The organism is Kitasatospora sp. GP30, assembly GCF_029892145.1.
In the GTDB taxonomy this organism is placed as follows: domain Bacteria; phylum Actinomycetota; class Actinomycetes; order Streptomycetales; family Streptomycetaceae; genus Kitasatospora; species Kitasatospora acidiphila.
Window position 1 is genome coordinate 1 of record NZ_JARZAH010000003.1, and the last position, 19,665, is coordinate 19,665.

15 protein-coding genes and 2 pseudogenes are annotated in these 19,665 nt (G+C 71.4%); 6 read left to right on the forward strand and 11 right to left on the reverse strand.

Annotated features, from left to right (window positions below; translation table 11 throughout):
* From P3T35_RS05725 to P3T35_RS05735, 3 genes are all read right to left on the reverse strand, one after another.
* On the reverse strand, positions 1-799 hold a 799-nt coding region (locus P3T35_RS05725), incomplete at its 3' end, for a transposase (protein ID WP_280704494.1).
* A 139-nt stretch (positions 800-938) separates the two neighbouring features.
* Positions 939-2,051 (reverse strand): integrase core domain-containing protein, encoded by a 1,113-nt coding sequence (locus tag P3T35_RS05730; RefSeq protein WP_101379484.1) that lies wholly within the window; start codon positions 2,049-2,051, stop codon positions 939-941.
* Positions 2,052-2,527: 476 nt separating this feature from the next.
* Entirely contained in the window at positions 2,528-4,219 is a 1,692-nt protein-coding gene (locus P3T35_RS05735; RefSeq protein WP_101379485.1) for a serine/threonine protein kinase, read from the reverse strand.
* A 153-nt stretch (positions 4,220-4,372) separates the two neighbouring features.
* On the opposite strand from P3T35_RS05735, the gene P3T35_RS05740 reads away from it, so the two are divergent.
* Positions 4,373-5,167 carry an FHA domain-containing protein gene (locus tag P3T35_RS05740; protein WP_101379486.1) on the forward strand — a complete coding sequence of 265 codons (795 nt, stop codon included), beginning with the start codon at positions 4,373-4,375 and terminating at the stop codon, positions 5,165-5,167.
* 61 nt (positions 5,168-5,228) lie between these two features.
* Here the strand turns inward: P3T35_RS05740 and P3T35_RS05745 are convergent, their stop codons facing one another.
* The 3 genes from P3T35_RS05745 to P3T35_RS05755 all read right to left on the reverse strand — a co-directional run bounded on the left by P3T35_RS05745 (position 5,229) and on the right by P3T35_RS05755 (position 8,920).
* Positions 5,229-5,471, reverse strand: coding sequence for a hypothetical protein (locus P3T35_RS05745; RefSeq protein ID WP_101379487.1), 243 nt, complete (start codon positions 5,469-5,471; stop codon positions 5,229-5,231).
* Between the two features lie 32 nt (positions 5,472-5,503).
* Complete coding sequence (locus P3T35_RS05750) at positions 5,504-8,032, reverse strand: ATP-binding protein (protein ID WP_143676760.1); 2,529 nt, start codon at positions 8,030-8,032, stop codon at positions 5,504-5,506.
* Between the two features lie 78 nt (positions 8,033-8,110).
* Positions 8,111-8,920 carry a Crp/Fnr family transcriptional regulator gene (locus P3T35_RS05755; RefSeq protein WP_280704504.1) on the reverse strand — a complete coding sequence of 270 codons (810 nt, stop codon included), beginning with the start codon at positions 8,918-8,920 and terminating at the stop codon, positions 8,111-8,113.
* Positions 8,921-9,092: 172 nt separating this feature from the next.
* On the opposite strand from P3T35_RS05755, the gene P3T35_RS05760 reads away from it, so the two are divergent.
* The 5 genes from P3T35_RS05760 to P3T35_RS05780 are packed head-to-tail and all read left to right on the forward strand — an operon-like array spanning position 9,093 to position 13,377.
* The gene (locus tag P3T35_RS05760; RefSeq protein ID WP_101379489.1) at positions 9,093-9,863 is read left to right on the forward strand and encodes a hypothetical protein; all 771 of its coding nucleotides are present in this window, start codon (positions 9,093-9,095) and stop codon (positions 9,861-9,863) included.
* Between the two features lie 7 nt (positions 9,864-9,870).
* Complete coding sequence (locus tag P3T35_RS05765) at positions 9,871-10,287, forward strand: hypothetical protein (protein ID WP_101379490.1); 417 nt, start codon at positions 9,871-9,873, stop codon at positions 10,285-10,287.
* Positions 10,284-11,528: a protein phosphatase 2C domain-containing protein gene (locus tag P3T35_RS05770; protein WP_101379491.1), complete on the forward strand. Its 1,245-nt coding sequence runs from the start codon at positions 10,284-10,286 to the stop codon at positions 11,526-11,528. The genes P3T35_RS05765 and P3T35_RS05770 overlap by 4 nt, the downstream gene beginning before the upstream one ends.
* Positions 11,525-12,712, forward strand: a complete 1,188-nt coding sequence (locus tag P3T35_RS05775; protein WP_101379492.1) for a hypothetical protein — start codon at positions 11,525-11,527, stop codon at positions 12,710-12,712. The genes P3T35_RS05770 and P3T35_RS05775 overlap by 4 nt, the downstream gene beginning before the upstream one ends.
* A gap of 14 nt (positions 12,713-12,726) precedes the next feature.
* Positions 12,727-13,377, forward strand: coding sequence for a VWA domain-containing protein (locus P3T35_RS05780; protein ID WP_101379493.1), 651 nt, complete (start codon positions 12,727-12,729; stop codon positions 13,375-13,377).
* Positions 13,378-14,565: 1,188 nt separating this feature from the next.
* Here the strand turns inward: P3T35_RS05780 and P3T35_RS05785 are convergent.
* The 5 genes and pseudogenes from P3T35_RS05785 to P3T35_RS05805 all read right to left on the reverse strand — a co-directional run bounded on the left by P3T35_RS05785 (position 14,566) and on the right by P3T35_RS05805 (position 19,573).
* Complete coding sequence (locus P3T35_RS05785; protein ID WP_101379494.1) at positions 14,566-16,026, reverse strand: recombinase family protein; 1,461 nt, start codon at positions 16,024-16,026, stop codon at positions 14,566-14,568.
* Between the two features lie 1,385 nt (positions 16,027-17,411).
* Positions 17,412-17,594, reverse strand: a pseudogene (locus P3T35_RS05790) (integrase); the annotation flags it as partial.
* Positions 17,595-17,699: 105 nt separating this feature from the next.
* Positions 17,700-18,206: pseudogene (locus P3T35_RS05795) on the reverse strand (transposase family protein); the annotation flags it as partial.
* A 63-nt stretch (positions 18,207-18,269) separates the two neighbouring features.
* Positions 18,270-19,022, reverse strand: coding sequence for a protein phosphatase 2C domain-containing protein (locus P3T35_RS05800; protein WP_180356365.1), 753 nt, complete (start codon positions 19,020-19,022; stop codon positions 18,270-18,272).
* Positions 19,019-19,573 carry a hypothetical protein gene (locus P3T35_RS05805; protein ID WP_280704512.1) on the reverse strand — a complete coding sequence of 185 codons (555 nt, stop codon included), beginning with the start codon at positions 19,571-19,573 and terminating at the stop codon, positions 19,019-19,021. Before P3T35_RS05805 ends, P3T35_RS05800 begins: the two co-directional genes overlap by 4 nt.
* Positions 19,574-19,665: the final 92 nt, after the last annotated feature.

Below are 19,665 nucleotides of genomic sequence, written 5' to 3' on the forward strand. Positions count from 1 at the left end.
AGGACAGGCGCATTCTGCCTGGCGGGAGGTCTTTCTCCTCCCGCCAGGCCACCTCCTGCCGGCCGTCGGCGATGGTGCGGTGGAACTGCTGGATCCATACCGTCCGCATGGTGGCCACCGCGGGCAGCTCGCGAAGCCATCGCGGTGCGGAAGTCGCCCAGGCGGCCTCCAGGAGACGGAACCCGTCGGCCGCCACCTGCGCGGCGGCGGCCTTGCGCTTGTCCTCACCGGCGGGCAGCCGGTAGGAGTCCATCCGGGCCCCGTACCGCTTGACCCACTCCTCATCGACCAATGGGGTCAGCCAGCCCGGGGCCGCCGCGGCCAGTGCCTCCAGTGCCGCGCGCAGCGTCTCGGCGATGAACTCCAGCCGGTTCAGCGAGCGCACCGCCGCCAGTACCTGTGTGGAATCCGTGCGCTGCCTGCCACCCGCCTTGACCAGGCCGAGCGACCCCAGCCGGGCCAGCAGCAGGGCAAGCACCCGCTCCTCCAGGCCGTGGTCGAGCAGCCGTTGCCGGAAGCCGGTCAGCACGGTGTGGTCGAATCCCGGATCGGTCAGCTCCAGCCCGAGGCCGTACTTCCAGTCGATCCGCCCGCGCACCGCTATCGCCGCCTGTCGGTCCGTCAGGTTCTCCGTGAACTGGAGCACCGTGACCAGCGCCAGCTGTCCCGGCGAGATCCCCGGCCTGCCTCGGACGCCGAACGCCGAGGCGAACTCCTCGTCAGCGAACAACTCCCCGAGCTCGTCCCGGACCCGGATCGCCAGCACACCCTTGGGAAACGCCGCACGGGCCACCACCACCGTCTGTTCTGGAACCGCCGGCCACGAACGCGGCTGCACCGACACCAAGACCCCCGACCTCTCAAAACCCAGCCAGCAGCAGCATCCCCAGCAACCACGGAATTAGGCAACAGAGTCCTGAAGGGTGTCAAAACTCCGATTAGGCCGCTGATCTGGGCTTTTCATGTGAGCCGAGAGACGGGCCGATCGAGGTGGCGTAGTACTCGTTGAGCAAACCACCGAGCACTCGGCGGCGCCTGACCGCCGCAGCGGGCAGGGAGATGACGTTCGGTTCGTCATCCGGGGCGCGCAGGTCGAGGCCGCGATGGGCTCTTCCGGTGTTGTAGTGCTCGGCGTACTCGCCGAGCACGGCGCGCAAGTGGTGTTCGCCGGCGATGAGCATCCGGTCGGTGCATTCGGCGCGCACAGTGCGTATCCACCGTTCCGCGAAGGCATTCGAGCGCGGACTCAGCCGCGGGGTCGGGATCACCATCGTGCCGTTGCTGGCGAAGACGGCGTCGAAGGCAGTGGTGAACTTCGCGTCGCGGTCGCGGATGAGGAACCGAAAGTCGCCAGCTCTGTCGCCCAGGTCCATCAGCAAGTTCCGGGCGAGCTGAGCCACCCACTCCCCCTTCGGGTGTGCTGTGACACCGAGAACGTGGACGCGCCGGGTCTTGATCTCCATGACGAAGAAGACGTAGAGGCGCAGGAGGAAGACGGTGTCCACGTGCATGAAGTCGCAGGCGAGAAGCGTGTGAGCCTGCGTATGCAGGAAGGTCCGCCAACTCTGCTGACCGACGCGCTGGGGAGCGGGCGGCAGGCCCAGGCGGCGCAGGACTCGACGGATGGTGGCTGCAGCGACCCGACGGCCGAGACGGCCCAGCTCGCCCTGGATCCTGACGTAGCCCCAGGTCGGGTTTTCCCTGGCCAGGCGCCGGATGAGCGCGACGATCTCCTCGGGCACTGGTGGCCGGCCGGGTTTGGCCGGTGGCTGTCGCCACTTCCAGCACACCAAACGCCGATGCCACGACAGCAGCGTGCCCGGAGTGACGAGCCGATGCCGACGCAGCATCGACGGTAGCTGGCGGGCCAGCGCGGCAAGCACAGCGCGGTCCACCCAGGACATCCGCGGCCTGCCCACCTGTCGGCGCAGTACGGCCACCTCGTGGCGCAAGGCCAGGATCTCGGCGTTCTTCACGGCAGAGGAACGAACCAACAGGGCAAGCCAGCCCAGCACCCGGCAGAAGATCAAGTAAAGCAGTCGCAGACCCACAACCAGCGATCATGCCAGGGCACGCCCGCTCGCAAAGCCGCTGCTCAGCAACCGTAGCGACAGTAAAGACACCCTTCAGGCCAACGCCACGCTGAACTGATGCAGGACGATGGCCGAGTCGACCGGTCGGCCCGTGGTCCTGTGGTAGGTCCCCATCGGCAACATGGCCCAGAACAACACCCTCAACCACTGCCAGGACGACAAGGTCGACCGGTTCTTCGGCCACATGGACCAGGTGGCGAACTCGCACGTCGCCGCCATCCTGTTCGGCGCGGGGCAGCAGGAGCAGACTGGGGTCGAGACCGACGGCGGAAACCTGATCAACAAGACCATCGCCTACCGCAACTCGGGTGGCACGCGGCTCAAGTGGACGGCACACAGCCGATCGCCGCCACGCCGAGGGGACGGGCGTGGGGCCACCGGTCAGTTCGGCCTCGGGCGTGTCGTCCGGGGCCGTTCGCGTTGCCGGGTGGGCGTCACTGGTGGACCGGGGTGGTGCCGTTCATGGCGAAGTGCGGGGAGCACTGCTCGTCCGACTGGGCGCTCGCGTTCCAGACGCAGATCCACATCGTGGTGCCGGCGTTCGGGAGGGAGCTGGTCCGGGCGGCGCCCCAGGAGGCACGGAAGGTATAGGCGACGCCGTCGCTGCGGTAGAGCTCGGCGACGCAGGTCTGACCCAGCGAGGTGTTGAGCACGCCGGAGAGGCCCCCCGCGCCATCGGTGTCCAGCCAGGCGGAGCAGGCGGCGTCGTTGCCGACCCAGTCGGTGTCCGCCTCGGATCCCTTGACCTGGGCCGGGTCGTCGCCGCCGTTGATGCCGCTGATCGACGAGGAGGTGGGGGTGGGGACGGCCGCCGAGGGCGCGGGGGAGGAAGCGAGGGCCGGGTTCGGAACCGGGGCCGGGGCCGGGCTCGTGCTGCGGCTGGTGGGAGTGCCGGGGGTGCTGCGGGGGCCGGGAGTGCCCGGGCTGCCCGGGCTGCCGGGGGGAGCTGGCTGGGGGGCTCCGGCGGAGTCCGCCGGGGTCGGCGGAGTGCTCTGGGCGGTTGGGGCGGCCTGGGTGGGCGACGGGCTCGCGGTGGGCGGCTGGGTGGTGCCGGCCGCGAGCTGGGTGGTGACCGGCGAACTGCCGGACGGCCGGGCGGCGCCGCCCTGCGGCGATGCTGAAGGGCTGAACAGGAACGCCGCCACCGAGCCGAGGGCGATCACGGCGGCGGCCGGTACCAGCAGGCGGCGCCTGGCTCCGGGCCGGGCCGCGGACTTCGGAACCGGCTCGGGTTCGGGTTCCAGGTCCGGCGGCGGGACTGTCTCCAACTTGCTGACTGGCGTGGCGGCGAAGTCGCGTCGTGCGGCGATCCGCGCCGCGACCTCCGGGGGCCAGGACGGGAGCGGAGCGGGCAGCTGTGCGCGGGTCGCCTTGACGAGCTCGTGGGCGGTGGGCCGCGCACCGGGGTCGGCGGCGAGGCAGGGCGCGAGGACGGCGGCGAGCTCGGCATCCACCGTGTGCAGCGGTTCGAGGTCGGGGACGACACCGGGCGTCCGACCCGAGGCGGCGTAGAGCAGCAGCGCGCCGAGCGAGTAGACGTCCGCGGGTGCGGCCACCTCCTCGGCCCCGGCCTGCTGCTCGGGCGCCGAGAACCCCTGCGTGCCGAAGCCGCCACCGCTCCTGGTGAGCTTGGCCTGGTCGGCGGCGCGCGCGATGCCGAAGTCGATCAGCTTCACGCCGTCGCGCACCAGCATCACGTTGCCCGGCTTGACGTCGCGGTGCACGATCCCGGAGGTGTGCACGGCACGCAGCTGGACGGCCGTCTCGGCCAGCAGCAGCCACAGTGCGCCGGCGGGCAGCGGCCCGCGCAGCCGGACCGCCTCGTCCACGGTGAGGCCGGGCACGTACTCGGTGGCGAACCAGGGGCGTTCCGCGGTGCCGTCGCTCGCCAGCACCCGCGGCCCGACGCCGAACGGCACGCGGTAGAGGATGCCGACCTCGCGCTCGAACCGGTCGGGGGAGACCAGCCGGGGTCGCACGCGCTTGACGGCGGCGTAGCCCCGGTCCGACGCCCCGAGGTAGACCTCGCCCATCCCGCCGACGCCGAGCACGCCGATGACGGTGAAGCTGCCGATCTCCTGCGGATCGTCCGGACCGAGTGGTTCGGCGATCGTGCTGTCGATCATCAGCAGGTTTCCGGTTCCCGACCGATCGCGCTCACGGCGGGTAGATTATCGAGCAAGTTCACCGTATGCAACACAAGTTGACGGAGCATCCGGGAGGACCGGTCCCCGGGGCGTGTTCGTACACTGGCCCGAGCCGAGCCGGAGGTACGCGAGATGGCACACGGAAGCTTCCCACCCCAGATACTGCCGCCGGGCAGCCCCGCCGACCGGGTGCCGGCGGCACCGCCGAGGACGATCTTCGTGCTGGGCCCGGAGGGCGGGTACGCCGTGCCGCCGCGCCGGTACACGCTGCTGTTCGGGCGCGACCGCGAGGACGTGCACGTTCCGGTCGGCGTGGACGACCCGACCGTCAGCCGGCGGCACGGCATCCTCACCTGCACCGGCGCGGACCGGAACTGGTGGCTGGTCAACACCGGCAACCTGCCGATCGAACTGCCAGGCGGCGTGCTGGTGCTCACCGGTCACAAGCGGATCGTCGAGCCCGGGTACACCCCGCTTGTGATCAACTCGTCCAAACGGCGCTCGCACCTGGTGGAGGTCCGTGTCGTGGACGGGGACGACAGGCAACCCCGGTCCACCACCGGCGCGGAGACGGTGGATCCCGAGACGGTCTACGAACTCTCGCCGCACGAACGGCTGGTGCTCACCGCGCTGGCCCGGCGCTACCTGCTGGGTCAGGACGCCTTCCCGCTCCCGCTGGCCTGGGAGGACACCGCCCGGCTGGCCAACTCCTCGCCCTACGCGGCCAAGTCCTGGACTCACAAGTCGGTCGCGAACACGGTCGAGGACGTGCGCGAGCGGCTGCACCGGCGGGGCGTGCGCGGACTGCTGCGGGAAGAGGTCGGTGAGCCGGTCGGCTCGACGTTGAGCGTCAACCTGATTCGGGAGCTGCTGAGGACGGCGACGCTGAGCGCCCAGGACCTGGAGCTGCTGTCGGGCGAGGAGTGAGTGGGCGGGCAAGAGGGGAAGCGTGCCCCGGTCGGTTGTCGGCCGGGGCACGCGGGTTTGTTCAGTGGTCCGGTGCGGGGTCTTCGGTGGCGGGGTGGTTGTGCTGGTTGTAGGTGACGTGCATGGTGCCGTGTTCGACCGCGAAGACGGCGGCCTGGTCCTCGGCGGAGTTCTGCTGGTGCGGTTGGGGTTGCGCTGGTTCGGGGGTGTGCGTCGTGGTCGTCACCTGGTTGTTGTCGCCGACGATGACGGTGCCGGAGACGTCTCCGGTGTGGATGGTGGGGTGGGTGGGGCCGGTGGGCATAGGGCTGCCCTTTCAGTTGATGTGATCGACCATCAGTCGTAACAGGCCGAGATCAGATTGAGGTCTGCGGAGTTCATGGCGGTTGACTGGCTCGAGTCGTCGTACGTGCGGGTCTGACCGCTCTCGAACGCTTGGTACAGCTGGATGTCCTGCTGGGTGGGAGTCAGCATGCCGTTGAGGTCTGCCACCACGGAGGAGTCCTGGGCCTGCGACAAGGCGCTGTGCAGTGTGGCCTCCATGGAGTTCAGATCGCCGACGACGGTGCCGGCGTCGGAGTGCATCGTGCTGTCGTCCGGAGTGGTCGACGTTTGACCCGAGTTGTACGAGTCCACGGCGCGGTTGTAGGAGTCGGTAGCGGCGCCGAGAGTGGAGCCGTCGGTGTTGAACTGGTCGATCTCCGACGGCCAGGCGGGATACACGATGGCGCACGCAGGATCGGTGGTGGGCGTGGGCGTGCTGTCGTCGACGGGGGGCGTCCAGGGAGCGGGGACCGGCGGGAGAGTGGGCACCGGAGGGAAACTGAAGCTGGGGAACGACGTGACGACCGGTGCCGCGCTCGGCTGGTTGTCGGCGTAGACCACGGCCCCCACGCCGACCACGGCGACGAGACCGAGGGTGCAGGTGAGGGCGAGCGCGGACAGGCCGCCCTTGGCGCCTGCTGCGCCGACGGCGGCGACCGTGCCGTGGCCGGTGCCGGCCGCGGTGGCGCCGGTCGCGGCGTGCGCGGGTTGGGCGGCCGTGGTGGCGCTGTTCGCGGCGTGTGTGGAGTGGGTGGCCGTGGTGGCGCTGTTCGCGGCGTGTGTGGAGTGGGTGGCCTGGGTGTGGGCCTGGGTGTGGGCCTGTGCGTTGATCTGCGTGTGCGCCTGGTTCTGCGCCTGCGTGTTCGCGTTCGAGAGGTCGACGCGTGACTGCGTGACCTGGGTGGGAACGTGCGGCGCGGGGGCGTGTGCAGCGGGCACGTGGGGGGCGGTCGAGGGGGACTGCGGCGCGGAGTTGGACAGGTTGACGACTGGCCGCACCACGGTCGGGTGCACGGGAGGCGGCGGGCCGGGCGTAGGTGGCACGGGGTGGGCGATCGTCGGCGGGTGCACCGGTGGGGCCGGACTGCCCGGCGGCGGGGGGAAGCCCGCCTGGCCGGCGATCTGATGGGCCGTCGAGTGCGCTCGCAGAGCGGCGAGTTCGTGCCAGAGTGCCTCGGCCTCCAGTACCAGGGCCGTCCGCTGCAGGCCCGTGCCGATCGCCTTGCGGCGGCTGCGCGCCTCGCGCACGAAGAACTCCTCGGCCGCCGTGTTTCCGGTGCTCTTCGCCACCGCCCAACCGGTGCCGAGTAGGCTGCCCCATGCGTCGAACTGCCGGGACAGCGCCAGCTTCGGCGAGGCGGCCCGGGCCAGCGCGAGGCCGAGTTGCGCCTGTCCGCCCCGCTCCGCGCGCAGCACGGCGGCGTCCAGCGCCCGGAAGTGCGCCGCGACGTCGTCCGGCGCGGTATCCCGCGCCTCCACCCACGCGGTGAGCGCCCGGCAGAGCGGCTCGGCGGGGTACTCCGTCATCCGGCTATTCAGCACGCAGTCGGCGACGTCTGGCGGGCAGCCGTAGCCGGTCTCCGAGGCGATCAGCAGGCCGTGCCGCACCAGGCCCTCGGCGATCCCCTCGGCGTCGGTGCGGCCGAGCAGGGTGTTGAGCTGCCGGGCGGCCAGCTCGGCGCCGGAGAGCGTGCTGAGCAGGTGCAGCAGGTCGCGCTCGGCGGGCGTGAGCGTGTTGAGCAGCGCGGGGAGCAGTCCGGGGAGGTCGGTGATGCCCGGCAGGCCCCGGCCGCTCGCGGCCGAGGAGGCGATCCGGCGCAGCCGGAGCGGGTTGCCGTCCACGGCGTTGCTCAGCGCCGTGACGGTGCGCACCTCGTCGGGGCGCAGTTCGCGGGGCAGTACCGCCTGGACCAGGCGCGCCCCCGCCGCGGCCGACAGCCCGGCGAGCCGGATCTGGTGCACTCCGTTGGCGGCGGACGGCTGCTGCGAGGTGAAGACGAACGCGGACTGCTTGGCCATGTCGAAGAGCCGGCGCAGCTCCGCGTGGTCGAGTCCGGTGTCGTCCAGGTAGATCCGCAGGTACAGGGTCTCCAGGTGCTGCTTCAGCACCTCTGCCGACGGCTTGTAGTTCGGCGCGTCGAAGCTGATGTCGAAGATCGCCTGCGCGATGTCGTCGGCCGTCCGGCCGCCGGCCTCGATGTAGGCCACGCCGTCGGACCCGCCCGGCAGCGTGCAGGCGAGGTGGCGCAGCAGGGCGCTCTTGCCGACCCCGGCCGTGCCCCAGAGCTGCACCACCTTGTTCGCTCCGAGGGCGGCGCGGAGGGTCTGGAGGTCCTCCTCGCGGCCGATCAGCGGCTCGGTGGCGGGCCGCGGGAGCTGGGAGATCGGGTGGCGCTTGACCGGGTCCGGCAGCGGGCCCGTGTGGACGATGACGTTCGAGTCGGAGTCGGCGTGGATCGTCAGCTGGTTGACGGTGTTCCCGTCGCCCACGATGACCGCTCCGGACACGTTGCCGAACTGCATGGCCTGTTTCTCTGGCACCTGCTTACCCCCTGTCCAACGGACGGACCCCCGCATCAGGTCATGCTGGCGCCGACCCGGTGCGCGAACCCGGCACTGTTACGTGTTCGGCGAGATCCCCGGCGAGCCGGTCGGCCCGGCCGCGGCGGCGATCCGGGCGAGGTGGTCGAGGTCGAGGATGGTGATCCTGCGGTAGCCCGTGACGATCGCGCCCGACTCCCGCAGGGCCCGCAGGGCTTTGTGGACCGAGGACTCGGCTGCGCCGACCAGGGTGGCCATTTCCGGCTGGGTCAGCGGGAGTTGGGCGTCGTTGCGGCCGGGGCGCCGGTAGGTGACGGCGAGGTGGTGCAGGATCCTGGCCAGCCGTCCGAGCACGTCGCAGCCGGTGAAGTCGACGATCCGTCCGGTCGCCGTGCGCAGCTTGGCCACCACGCTCGCGCTGACGGCGAGTCCGATGGCCGGGTGCTGCTTCGTGCACTCCAGCAGCTCGGAGCGCAGGATGTAGCGGGCCAGCACCCGGCCGCAGGCGGTCACGGTGGCGATCCGCGGCTGGCCGTCGATCCCGGCGAGCTCGCCGACCAGGTCGCCGGCCATCCGCACGGCGAGCAGCGCCTCGCGGCCGTCCTGGGCGTGCGCGGTGGCCTTCACCGTGCCGCCGATCAGCAGCAGTGCGAAGTCCGAGGTGTCGGCCTCGCGGATGGTGATCTGCCCGGCCGGGTAGGCCACGCCGTGGCCGAGCCCGAGCAGGACCCGGCGGTTGGCCTCGTCGACCCGGCCGAGCAGCCCGGCCGGCGGCCAGTAGGGCTCGGCCCCGCGCACCCGCGTCCCGCCGGCCCGTGTCCCGCCGGCCCGTGTCCCGCCGACCCGCGTGCTGCCCACCCGTGCGCTGCTCGCTCGCGTGCTGCCCATCGGCCACTCCTCTTCCTCGACCGGCCGAAGCCGGACAAGCGGTATTAGTAGCCGTTCTACCCGAGGACCCCTCCCCTACGATCTCGTCAATCATCGTGACGGCATCGCCAGTTCGGTGCTCCGGCAACTCGATCTCCGGTTTGCCGGCCCCCGTCGTGATCGCGGAGGGAAAGTGAACCCGAGGTACGAGTACCGAGCCCTGCTGGCGTGCGACATCGCCGGTTCCGCGGGCCGTGGCGAGCACCGGTTGCAGGAGATCCGGAGGGTGCTGCGAGCGGCGCTGTCCGGGGGGCTGGCCGTCGCGGACCTGGGCCCGAGGGACTTCGGTTACGTGGACACCGGCGACGGCTGCCAGCTCATCGCCCCGGCCGGGTTGCCCAAGGCCGCGCTGCTGGTCCCGCTGCTGCCGGAGCTGAGCGTGCGGATCCGCGAGCACAACGAGCAGGCCTGCCCGGACGCCCGGTTGCGGGTGCGGGTTTCGGCGCACGCGGGCGAACTCCGGTTCGAGCCGGCCGGTGCCGTCTCCGGCACGCCCTTCGAAGCGCTCGCCCGGCTGCTCGACTCGGACCCGCTGCGGCAGGCCTCGCTGGCCGGGCCGGAGGGCACCCCGGTGGCCGCGATCCTCTCGCGGCACGTCTACGAGGAGACGGTGGGGCACGGCTACCCGGGGCTGGAGCGCGGCGCCTTCACCGCGGCCGAGGTCCGGGTCAAGGAGTACGCCGCCGAGGCCTGGCTCTGGTACCCGGGCAGCCCGGTCGGGCCGCAGCCCGCTGCCGGCCGGGGCACCGACTCCGGCACCGGCACCAGCCCCGACGAGCGGCCCGAGCGGCCCGAGGGGGGCGAGCCGCGCCGCGTGGAGCAACTCGTCCAGGCCCGCGGGCGCAGTGCCGTCTTCGCCGTCAGCCGCGGCGAACAGCACGTCCACTACACCGAACGGAGCTGACACCCCGATGAACGAGGAACTCGCCGAGCTGGCCGCGAGCGGCGCCACCGCCCTGGTGTCCGCGATGGGCACCGACCTCTGGCAGGAGGCGAGGCGGCTGATGGGCGGCGTGCTCGCGCGGGCCCGGAGCAGCCGGCACGAGGAGCTGTCCGCGGCGCTGGAACGGCGGTCGACCGCCGCGAGGGGAGCGGTCGACCGCACGGTCGTGGACTACTGGGCCGAGGCGCTGTACCAGTTGCTCGACCGGGACCCGGCGCTCGCCCAGGAGGTCAGGGCGCTGGCCGCGCTGCGGGCGTCCGAGCGGCCGGACATCGCGGTCCAGAACAACTCCGCGACCGATTCGGGCGAGGTGTTCGCGGTGCAGTACGGCAGCCAGCACTTCGGCTCCGGCCCCCGGTCCCGCGATTCCGGGGGCCGGCCGTGAGCGAGGACGGCATCCGGCTGGACGGCCGGAGCGGTCGGGGCGGCCTGCTGGACGGGTGGGTGCGGGCGCTGTTCCTCGCGGCCGTGGTCGTCGGGGCGTTCGTCGAGGTCAGCACGGCGCACCGGCACTTCGGCCGACTGGTGGACCTGCTCGCCCTCGCGGCGGTGGGCCTGGTCGGCGCGGCGGCGGTGCTGGGTTCCGAGGCCGCCGCGACGCTCACCCGGGAAGACGAACGGGAGCAGGACAGGGTGCGGGAGCGGACCGACCGGGAACCCCAGCCGGAAGCGACGGCACCGATCTGCCGCTACGTCGCGGCAGCGGTGGCGCCGACGACCCGGCCCGCGCAGCCCCGGCCGTTCCTGCGCGAGCGGCCGACCGACCTGAGCGTGCCCCGCTTCGGCGAGGGCGCCCCCGCGCAGGGCTACCCGTGGCTGCTGCCGGAGCGCACGGTGCAGAACGGGATCGCCGCCGACGAGGCCCAGGTCGGCGTGCTCGGCGTCCGCGCGGCCTCCGTGGTCGGGCCCGGCCACCGCTGCGGCCGGCCTGCCGGGCCGCGGCAGGACTCCTACCGGATCGGGCGGAGCAGGGACAGCCGGTACGTCATCGTGGCCGTGGCCGACGGCCTGTCCAGCGCGGCCCTCTCCGACACCGGGGCCACCATGGCCTCCAGCCAGGCCGTCACCCTGCTGCGCGAGCAGGTCGAGGCGGTCGGCTTCGACCGGCTCGACGTCGCGGGGCTGTTCGGGCGGATCGCGGAGTCAATCACCGCGCACGCGGCCGGCCGCGGCATCGACGCCGCGCACCTGGCCACCGTGCTGGTCACCGCAGTGGTGGCCGAGCCGGACGCGAACGGTGTGGCGCGGGCCTGGATCGGGTCGCTCGGCGACAGTTCGGCCTGGACCCTCGACCCGCGGGTCGCGCAGTGGCGGTTCGCCGCCGGAGAGGCCAAGGACCGCGCGGCCGAGGTGGTCTCGAACGAGGTCGCCGGGCGGCTGCCGGACACCCCGCAGCTGGCCGTCGCCCACTACCTCAGCCTGCCCGCCGGTGCCGCGCTGGCCCTGGTCACCGACGGGATCGGCGACGCCTGGGCGGACCCGGCGGGCAGCGTCAACGAGTACTTCGCGAACGCCTGGCGGGCACCCGTGCCGGCCACCCGGTTCACCGCCGACGTCGGCTTCGACGCGCCGCAGTGCCTGGACGACCGCACCGCGGTCGTGGTGTGGAACGGCGGTGGGGCATGACCGGCCCGGAACCCCTGGTCGACACCGTGCCCGACGGCAAGGTGCCCAACGGAACCGTGCCCGACGGCAAGGTGCCCAACGGGACCGTCCCCGGCGGCAGCCCGGAACCGCGGGGCTGGGCGCTGCCGCGGGCCGTGCCGCTCGCCGCACTCGGCGCGCTGGCCGAGCCGATCTCCGAGCACAACGGCCAGGCCGTCGCGGTGCGGCCGCTGACGGACCATCCGGGCTGGCTGGCCAAGCTCTACCGGCCGGACCTGCCGACCGAGGACGCCCGTCGGATGGACCGGCTGATCGCGGCCCCGGACGCGCTGCCGGAGGCGGACCGGGCGCTGCTGTACGCCGGCACCTGCTGGCCGGCGGCGCGGATCGAGGAACCGGGGAACCCGGTCGTCGGCTGTGTGATCCCGATGGCGCCCGAGCAGTACCGCGCCGAGCTGCGGCGCGGCGCGTTCGCCGAGCGCCGGTTCGTCGAGATCGACTGGCTGGCGAAGTCCGACGAGTCGATCCGCGGCGTCGGGCTGCCGTCCCCCGGGTTCGAGGGCCGGCTGGCGGCCTGCCGCGAACTGACCCGGCTCGCCGCGGTCCTGGAGGGCCTGGGCCTGGTCTACTCGGACTGGTCGTTCTCCAACGCGTTCTGGAGTCCGGACCGGCGCTCGGTCTACCTGATCGACGTCGACGGCTGCCGGCCGGCAACGATGCCCGACATCCACCAGCCGAACTGGGCCGACCCGCTCACGCCGCCGGGCGTCGACGCGGACCGGTACACCGACCGCTACCGGATCGGCCTGCTCGCCGCCAAGTGCCTGACCGGCCGGCGCGGGGCGGACGCCTTCCACGCCGTCGCCGCGTCGCACTGGCCGAACCAGGCCGCTGTCGCCGAGGTGCTGCTGGACATGCTGTTCGCGATCGACCGCGAGCGGCGCCCCTCGGCGGCCCAGTTGAACCAGGCGCTGAACAGCGGGCCCTACCTCAGGGCCGTGCCGCGTCCGGTCCGCAGCCCGCTGCCTCCGCTGCCCTCGCGACCCGCGCCGGCTCCGTCGGCGGATCCGGTCGTCCAGCCCCCCGCCGGCGACGGCCCGGTCGTGCCGGAGCCGCCCAAGCCAGGGGCCCCCTCGTACGCCGGGTGGGTCTGCGTGGTCGTCATCGCCGTGTTGCTGATCGTCCTGCTCGCCGTCAACCACTGACCCAGAGGTGCCCAATGCCCCAGTGCCTGCCGACCTACGTGGTGATCGACGCGTCCGCGTCGATGAAACCGCAGGAGGCCGTGCTCAACGCGACCCTCGCGCGCCTGCACTACAACCTGGCGACCAACCCCAAGGTTTCGGAGTTCGCCCGGATCTGCGTGATCGCCTTCTCCACCGACGTGCACGAGGTGATCCCGATGTCGGACATGGAGCAGGTGCCGAGCATGCCGGAGGTGATCTGCGGCGGGCGCACGGAGTACGGCAAGGCCTTCGCCCGGCTGCGGCAGAGCATCGAACGGGACGTCAGCGACCTGCGGGCGCAGCACTACAGCGTGCTGCGGCCGACGGTCTTCTTCCTGACCGACGGCGGCCCGACCGACCCGAACTGGCAGGACGCCTTCCGCGCCCTGGTGGACCGGAGCTGGCCGCGCCACCCGCACGTGATCGCCTACGGTTTCGGCGGCGCCAAGCGCGACGTGCTGGAACGGGTGGCGACCAAGGCGCTGTTCGTCGCCGACGGGTCGGACACCGAGTCGGCGCTGAGCGGAGCGATCTCCAGCCTGCTCAACACGCTGATCGCCTCCTCGCAGACCGGCAAGATGACGATCCCCACCGACGTCAAGGGCTTCGAGTACATCCAGGTCGCCCAGGAATACGTGGACTGAGGATGGACTCCGACCCGCGTACTACGCCGTCCCGGGCGCAGCGCGCCGCCGTCGGGCTGAGCGTGCTGGCCGCAGCGCTGCTCGCTTGCGGCGGCGCGGTCGAGGCGGCCGGCAACCTGTTCGGCCCGACGGCGGACGCCGGCGGCGGAGGCGGCACCCGCCCTGCGACCGTGCTGCGGCCGACCTTCGGCCCTCCGACCGTCCCGCCCACCGTCACCGCTTCGCCCTCGCCAAGTTGCCCCCTGCCCACACCGCCCCTGCCCACACCGCCCCCGCCCACGCCGCAGCCCGAGCCCAGCGGTACGGCTACCACCAGGGGGTTTCCGACCGGGCACCCGCCTGGTCGGGAGCGGACACCCCCGACCAGGCCTGCCGATCAGTGACCCGGAGGCCTCCGGGCGCTGGCGTGCCGGGGGGCGGTTGGCTCAGGGTGGGGGGATGGGGGACACGAACGAGGCTGAGGTCCTGGTGTACCTGGTGCCAACTGGGCCGGACGCCCGGCGGGATCCCCCTCCATGTGATCACCACCGCGGCCAACGTCAACGACGTCACTCAGACCCTCGCGCTGGTCGACGGCGTCCCGCCCGTCACCGGCCGCGTCGGCCACCCGCGAAAGCGCCCCGACGCCCTCCTTGGCGACAAGGGCTACGACAGCAACCCCAACCGCCGCGAGCTGTACAAACGCGGGATCCTTCCGGTCATCTCCGCAAGGGCCGACCCGACATCAAGGGCCTGGGCAAGCTCCGCTACGTGGTGGAGCAGACCTTCGCCCTGCTCCACCAGTTCAGCGCCTGGCCGTCCGCTGGGAACGCCGCCTCGACCTCCACAACGCCCTCGTGTCCTTGGCCTGCTCACTGATCTGCCGGCGCCGCCTCAAGAAGGCTGCCACGTGATCGCGTTACGAGCTCATAGGAATCGATTCAGAGGTCGTGCTAGAGCTCGAACCCGCTCTAGCGCCGGTCGGCGCAGCAGGCTCCCTGCAAGCCTCCAAGAGTGACTCTAAGTGATATCCAGGTCCCCACGCCACACCGGCATGTGCGTATGGTTCAAGTCCCCCTCGGACACACATCTGGTACGCGGTTCCCGCTCTGCGGGCAGCGTCCATCGGCGCCCGTTCCTGGCCTTCGGCGAGGAACGGGCGTTCGCCGTTTCTCGCCCGACCTGCGGTGAGGGCCGGGGTAGGGACGGTCAGCCGATCGCGATCCTTTCTCTCGACGGGGCATCCGCGGTCAGGGTTCTATCCGCTGGGTCGTAGGTCAGGGTGAGGCCGGCGGCGCGCAGGCGCGCGGCTATCTCCTCGGTCGTGGGCAGGCTCTGGCCCCGGAGCGGGCGGCTCTGTGGATGGTCGGTGTTGGTGAGCCTGATCCAGAGGGCGGGCAGGTGGGGCAGGATGTGGTCCTCGCGCAGGTACATGTTGCGGGGACCGTCGGGTCGGGGTCCGGTGGCGCTGGAGCGGCCGTGGCGGCAGCGGTAGGCAGGGCGGTCGTGGGACCAGCACGAGTCCATCAGCCGGCCGCACAGACCGCAGCGCAACAGCCCGGCCAGCAGATGCACACGGCCCGGCACGCCCTCGCGGGCCGCCCTGAGGCTCTGCACCGCAACGAAGTCTGGCTCGCTGACCAGCGCCGGGTGCGCGGGAGCGGTGGAGATGACCCACTCGTCCGGGGTGTTCCAGCGCATCACGTCGCGGTGGCCGAGCGTGGTGTTGCCAGGGTCGATCAGCTCATGGTCGGTTCGCTGACGGTTCCACACCTGTCGGCCGGTGTAGCGGGGGTTGGCCAGGACGGACCGCACCGTGGTCAGCGTCCATCCCTCGCCGCTGCGGTGCGCGTTGCGCTCGGGGTCGGCTGCCGACGGGCACGGGATGGCCGCGTCGTTCAGGCCACGGGTGATCCGCGCGATGCTGTGCCCCGCAAGGCGCTGGGCGAAGATCCATCGCACGATCGGAGCAGACTCCGGATCGAGGTCGAGGCGCTGCAGCCGAACTCCGCGTCGGGCCCATGCCCGATTCGGGTGCGGGCCGGCATCGACCAGTCGGTACCCGTAGGGCGGTCTGCCACCCAAGTAGCGGCCCTGCTCCCGTGTTTGGACTGTCATGGCGGTGCGCACCCGTATGCGGGTCCGGGCGATCTCGCGTTTCGCCAGGATGCCGAGCAGGACCATCAGTTCCTCATGCCCGGCGATCTCCGGGTCGGCGGCACCGCCCAACTCCGGGATCCACACCGCGATGCCGTAGTGCTCGAACAGTGGCACCATCACGCTGAACTGGCTCCCGTGGAAAGCCCGTTCGCTGGAGCCGATCACGATCGCGTCGAAGTCCCGGTCCGGGCCGGCCATGGCGGCGAGCAGCGCGGCGGCCTCCGGTCGGCGAGCCCACGGCAGGGTCCGGCTGTGCCCGATGTCGAAGAACTCGGCCACGATCCTGCCGTGACCGGCTATCAGGGACTGAGCCTGGAGGAGCTGCCATGCCCGAGAGGTGGCCGGATCCTGGTGATCCTCGGTGGAGACCCGCCCGTAGAAGGCGAATCGTAGAGCGCGGCGTTGCGGATCGTCAGCCTTCGTTCGCCGCTGGGCGCAGGTATCGGCCCATGCTGCCAACGGGCCGGCGTAACTCGTGCCGTGGGCCAAGGCGGACAGTGGTGTCGACATAGCCCCGGTCTCCACGGTCGACACCTCCCGCGCGCATACCCTTGGCGAGGGGATTGCCAACGACACGTCAGACAAACTGGAAATAATCACAGTTCACTCAAATGAGTGATGCGCGAAATCCGTTCACCGATGCCCAGGCGTCGGCCTGCGCCTCGAGGCGGTCCCGGCTCACCCGCCGGGTGCCGCTGACCTCACCCTGGCAGCGGGCCTGACCTCGAGCTCCCCCATCGGATCGTCCCGCAGCCAAGGTCACGCGCTTCACCGCGCCCGGCCAGCACCAGATACCGCAGGCCATCGACACAGGGGGCGACGGCCGCTGTCAGTGATCACTCGCACGCTGCCGCCATGACAGACCACGCCCCCTGGCACCGAGCACCCCCGGCCACCACCAGTGGCGCGCCCTCCTGGAGCAAGCCAGCCGGCTTTCGCTCGGTCCCGATGCCCACGACGCTGTTCAGTCTCTCGTCTGTCGAGCACCTGTGAAAGCCTGAAGCAAGATCGGCCACAGCACGCGGCGGGGCACGACAGACGGACGCCGACAAACGGCCATCACAATCACGGACGCAGCTCGCGTCTGATGCCTGCACAGACAGGTGGCCCGTGTTCCCCTCTCACGGAGAGGGAACACGGGCCACTGCCTTCAGTGTGCCGCGCTGCGCACGCTTCGCGGCAGGCTGTTCGGCCGGAGCCACCTCTTCAGCAGTGGCTGGTTACGCTGGGAGTCAGGGGTTGGGGTTGTAGGTGTTGGTGTTCCATCGGGCTTGTCCGGTGGCGTCATAGATGACGAAGTTGCAGTCGTCCTGGACGACGGCCTTGGCGCCCGCATAGCCCGGAGTTCCGCTGCTCCAGAGGGCGTTCGAGGAGCTGCCGGGGGTCGGGTAGATGGGGTTGCCGCTGCTGTCCGTCAGGGGCTTGTAGACGACGAGGTTGCCGTCGGACTGCATGGTGGCCCAGGCGCCGGGGTTGCCGTTGGTCTTGCTCGACCACACAGGGGCGCCGGTCTTCAGGGAGTAGAGGACGAGGTTGCCGTCAGCCTGCATGACCAGGCGGGTGTACTTTGCGTAGGCAGTGTCACCCGGGCGCATGATGCTGCCACCAGTGAGGGTGGTGCTGACGTTGCCACCGAGTAGTCCGATGGGGACCGGGTTGCCAAGCTGGGCGACCGTACCGTTCGGCGCGGTGCCCAGGTACTCGTAGACCTGCTGGAGGTTGCTGACGGCGTAGAGGTCGGGGTTGCCGTCGCCGTTGGCGTCACCCGGGGTGATGACGGTGGGGTACGTGGTGGCGTTCAGTCCGATGTTGAGGATGGCTTGCGGGGCAGGCAGGGTGGTGCCGGAGGCCCAGTTCTGGGCGGCGGTGCCGTTGCAGGTGTAGATCTGCAGTTCCAGGCGTAGCACGAGGTTCTTGAGCGCCGCTCTCGTCGGCGGCCGCCCGGTGCGGGTGCGCCATGTGCTGTAGTCCCACTTCGCCGCGATGAGTCGACGATGCCACGCCAGCAGCGTCCCAGGCGTCACCGGGAAGACCGCCCGCCAACGGTGGCGGGGTATCAGGCTGGACAGTGCCGCCAGCCAGAGCCGATCCTCCGGTTCATAGAGCCGTGTGCATCGTGAAGTTGCAGGTCACGGGGCCTGGTGTGCGTCGATGTCGGCGTGCTCAACCTGGTTATGGGCGTTCTCCGAGGTCCGTCCGGGCCGGACCGCGGAGACCCACACCAAGCGGCCCTTGTCGTCGGTGAGCGCGATCACGAGCAGGCCGTGGCATTTGTGCTTGCCGGAGTAGTTCTTCCGGTTCGCTACTCCGGTGCGGCGGCGGGTGCGTATCAGGGAGCCATCGAGCATCACCACCCCGCCACCCGATCGGGCGATCTTCTTAAGCGCGCGGTCCAGGCGCGGGGCGCGGGAAGCCAACAGGCCGACGACCTCGCGCACCCACCGGGTCACTGTGGTGCGGTGCACCCCGTTCCCGCCGGCCAGGTCGCCGGGCCGCTGGTCACAGCGCAGCACCGCCAGCACGATGCCGGCGATCCTCCCTGCCGACAGGGCCCGCCACCGCGATCCGATCTTCTTGCAGTGGCCGCGTATCAGGTCGGCGAGCCAGTTCAAGGTGGCACTCGACAGCGGCAGGCGGGCGGTGTAGACAAGGCCGTCGGGGCCCTCGACGAGACCGTTGTTTTTCTTCACACCAAACTCAACTGCCCCCGGGGGCCCTCCGGTTACGCCCTTCGGTGTGCAGGACCTGGACGGCTACAGCCGTGCGGTGAACTTCCCGTCGCCGCGTTTGTGCAGCCAGCCGCGGTCCGCGAGCCTGACCAGTTTCGCCCGCAGCGGCTCCAGCTTCCCGCGCACCTCCACCTGAAGGCCCAGCAACGGGTGGTAGCAGCCGTCTGACCGGTCTAGGAGCCAGGCCCCGGAGTCCCCGATCCGGCACAGCTCGACGACAAATCCACCGGGTTCGGGTCGGACGACACCCGTCACCAGGGTGGTCGCATACCAGTTTGCGACCTCGGCCGGCTCCGGATCCCGATCGTTCAGTTGCCACTCGGTGAGCTGGCGCAGCCGCTCGGCGGCATGGCGGCCCACCGCCGGGAAGTCCAGCGGCCCTGGCCCCGCGGAGAGCAGGTGGAGCGTCCGCTCCAACGCGGCTCGGCAGGCTTCCAGCGCGCCGAGTTCGGAGTTCGCGGCGTCCGAGACGCCGTCGGCCACGGCGAACACGACGGTGCCACTGGCCTCGTGCATTGAGACCCGCGCGGCATCCTGGCGCGGCTGGCGGTAGTAGCGGTGCTTGGCGCCGCGCACCGAGGCAAAACGCACCGTCAGCTCGGGGGTCGACCAGCCGTCGCGCTCGGTGTCCGGGTGGTCGAAGGCGTACTGCCCCGGTGGGCGCGCCTCGAACTCGGTACCCGGTACCCCGACGGTGAGCCGGCGCCAGGGCGACGGGTCGGGCGGGAGTGCCAGCACGGGGGGCAGGCGCCGGTCGCCGGCGCCGTGCGGGCTCACTGTCCGACCTCGTCGATCGCCATGGTGAACTGGTCGGGCCGGTTGACCGCCAGCTGCGGGCTGGCGGAGTTCAGAGCGTGGCCGGAGGCGACCAGACTGGCGGTGAGCGAGTGGAAGAACTCGGAGATCGCGCGGCCGATGTCGGTCCCGGATTTGGCGACGAAAGCGAATTCCGGGCGGGTCGCCACCTCCACCATGGTCTGCGGCTGCGCCTCGCCGATCCCGCAGGCGATGATGTTCGGCGCGATGGGCGCCTGCGTGCGGTCGGTCAGCGTCCGGTGGGGGTGCCGCCAGCCGTCGCCGTCGGTGGGCTGGCCGTCGGAGAGGAAGAAGACCACCGGGCGGTGCACCCGGTATCCCTGGCCGCGCAGCCACTGCACGTCATGCGGGATCCGCTGGAGCAGATCGCTGAAGACCGCGCCGTAGTTGGTCAGGCCGCGGATCGCCGCCTGGGGCAGGGTGGTCTCGGTGCGCATGTCGGCGACGGCGAGGCGGACCTGCACGTCGTCGGAGAAGCCGAGGACGGCCAGTCGCAGTTTGGCCGCGATCATCGGTTCGGCTCGCAGGCCCTCGCACAACGACACCAGGCCGCCGGACAGTTCCGCCTAGTAGGGGCCCATCGACCCCGACTCGTCCGCCAGCA

What these genes read in the sequence shown, in the direction of transcription:
- P3T35_RS05780 (WP_101379493.1), top strand. Translation starts at nt 12,727, where the DNA reads ATGCCCCAGTGCCTGCCGACCTACGTGGTGATCGACGCGTCCGCGTCG.
- P3T35_RS05785 (WP_101379494.1), bottom strand. Translation starts at nt 16,026, where the DNA reads ATGTCGACACCACTGTCCGCCTTGGCCCACGGCACGAGTTACGCCGGC.
- P3T35_RS05745 (WP_101379487.1), bottom strand. Translation starts at nt 5,471, where the DNA reads ATGCCCACCGGCCCCACCCACCCCACCATCCACACCGGAGACGTCTCC.
- P3T35_RS05755 (WP_280704504.1), bottom strand. Translation starts at nt 8,920, where the DNA reads ATGGGCAGCACGCGAGCGAGCAGCGCACGGGTGGGCAGCACGCGGGTC.
- P3T35_RS05765 (WP_101379490.1), top strand. Translation starts at nt 9,871, where the DNA reads ATGAACGAGGAACTCGCCGAGCTGGCCGCGAGCGGCGCCACCGCCCTG.
- P3T35_RS05775 (WP_101379492.1), top strand. Translation starts at nt 11,525, where the DNA reads ATGACCGGCCCGGAACCCCTGGTCGACACCGTGCCCGACGGCAAGGTG.
- P3T35_RS05805 (WP_280704512.1), bottom strand. Translation starts at nt 19,573, where the DNA reads ATGATCGCGGCCAAACTGCGACTGGCCGTCCTCGGCTTCTCCGACGAC.
- P3T35_RS05735 (WP_101379485.1), bottom strand. Translation starts at nt 4,219, where the DNA reads ATGATCGACAGCACGATCGCCGAACCACTCGGTCCGGACGATCCGCAG.
- P3T35_RS05740 (WP_101379486.1), top strand. Translation starts at nt 4,373, where the DNA reads ATGGCACACGGAAGCTTCCCACCCCAGATACTGCCGCCGGGCAGCCCC.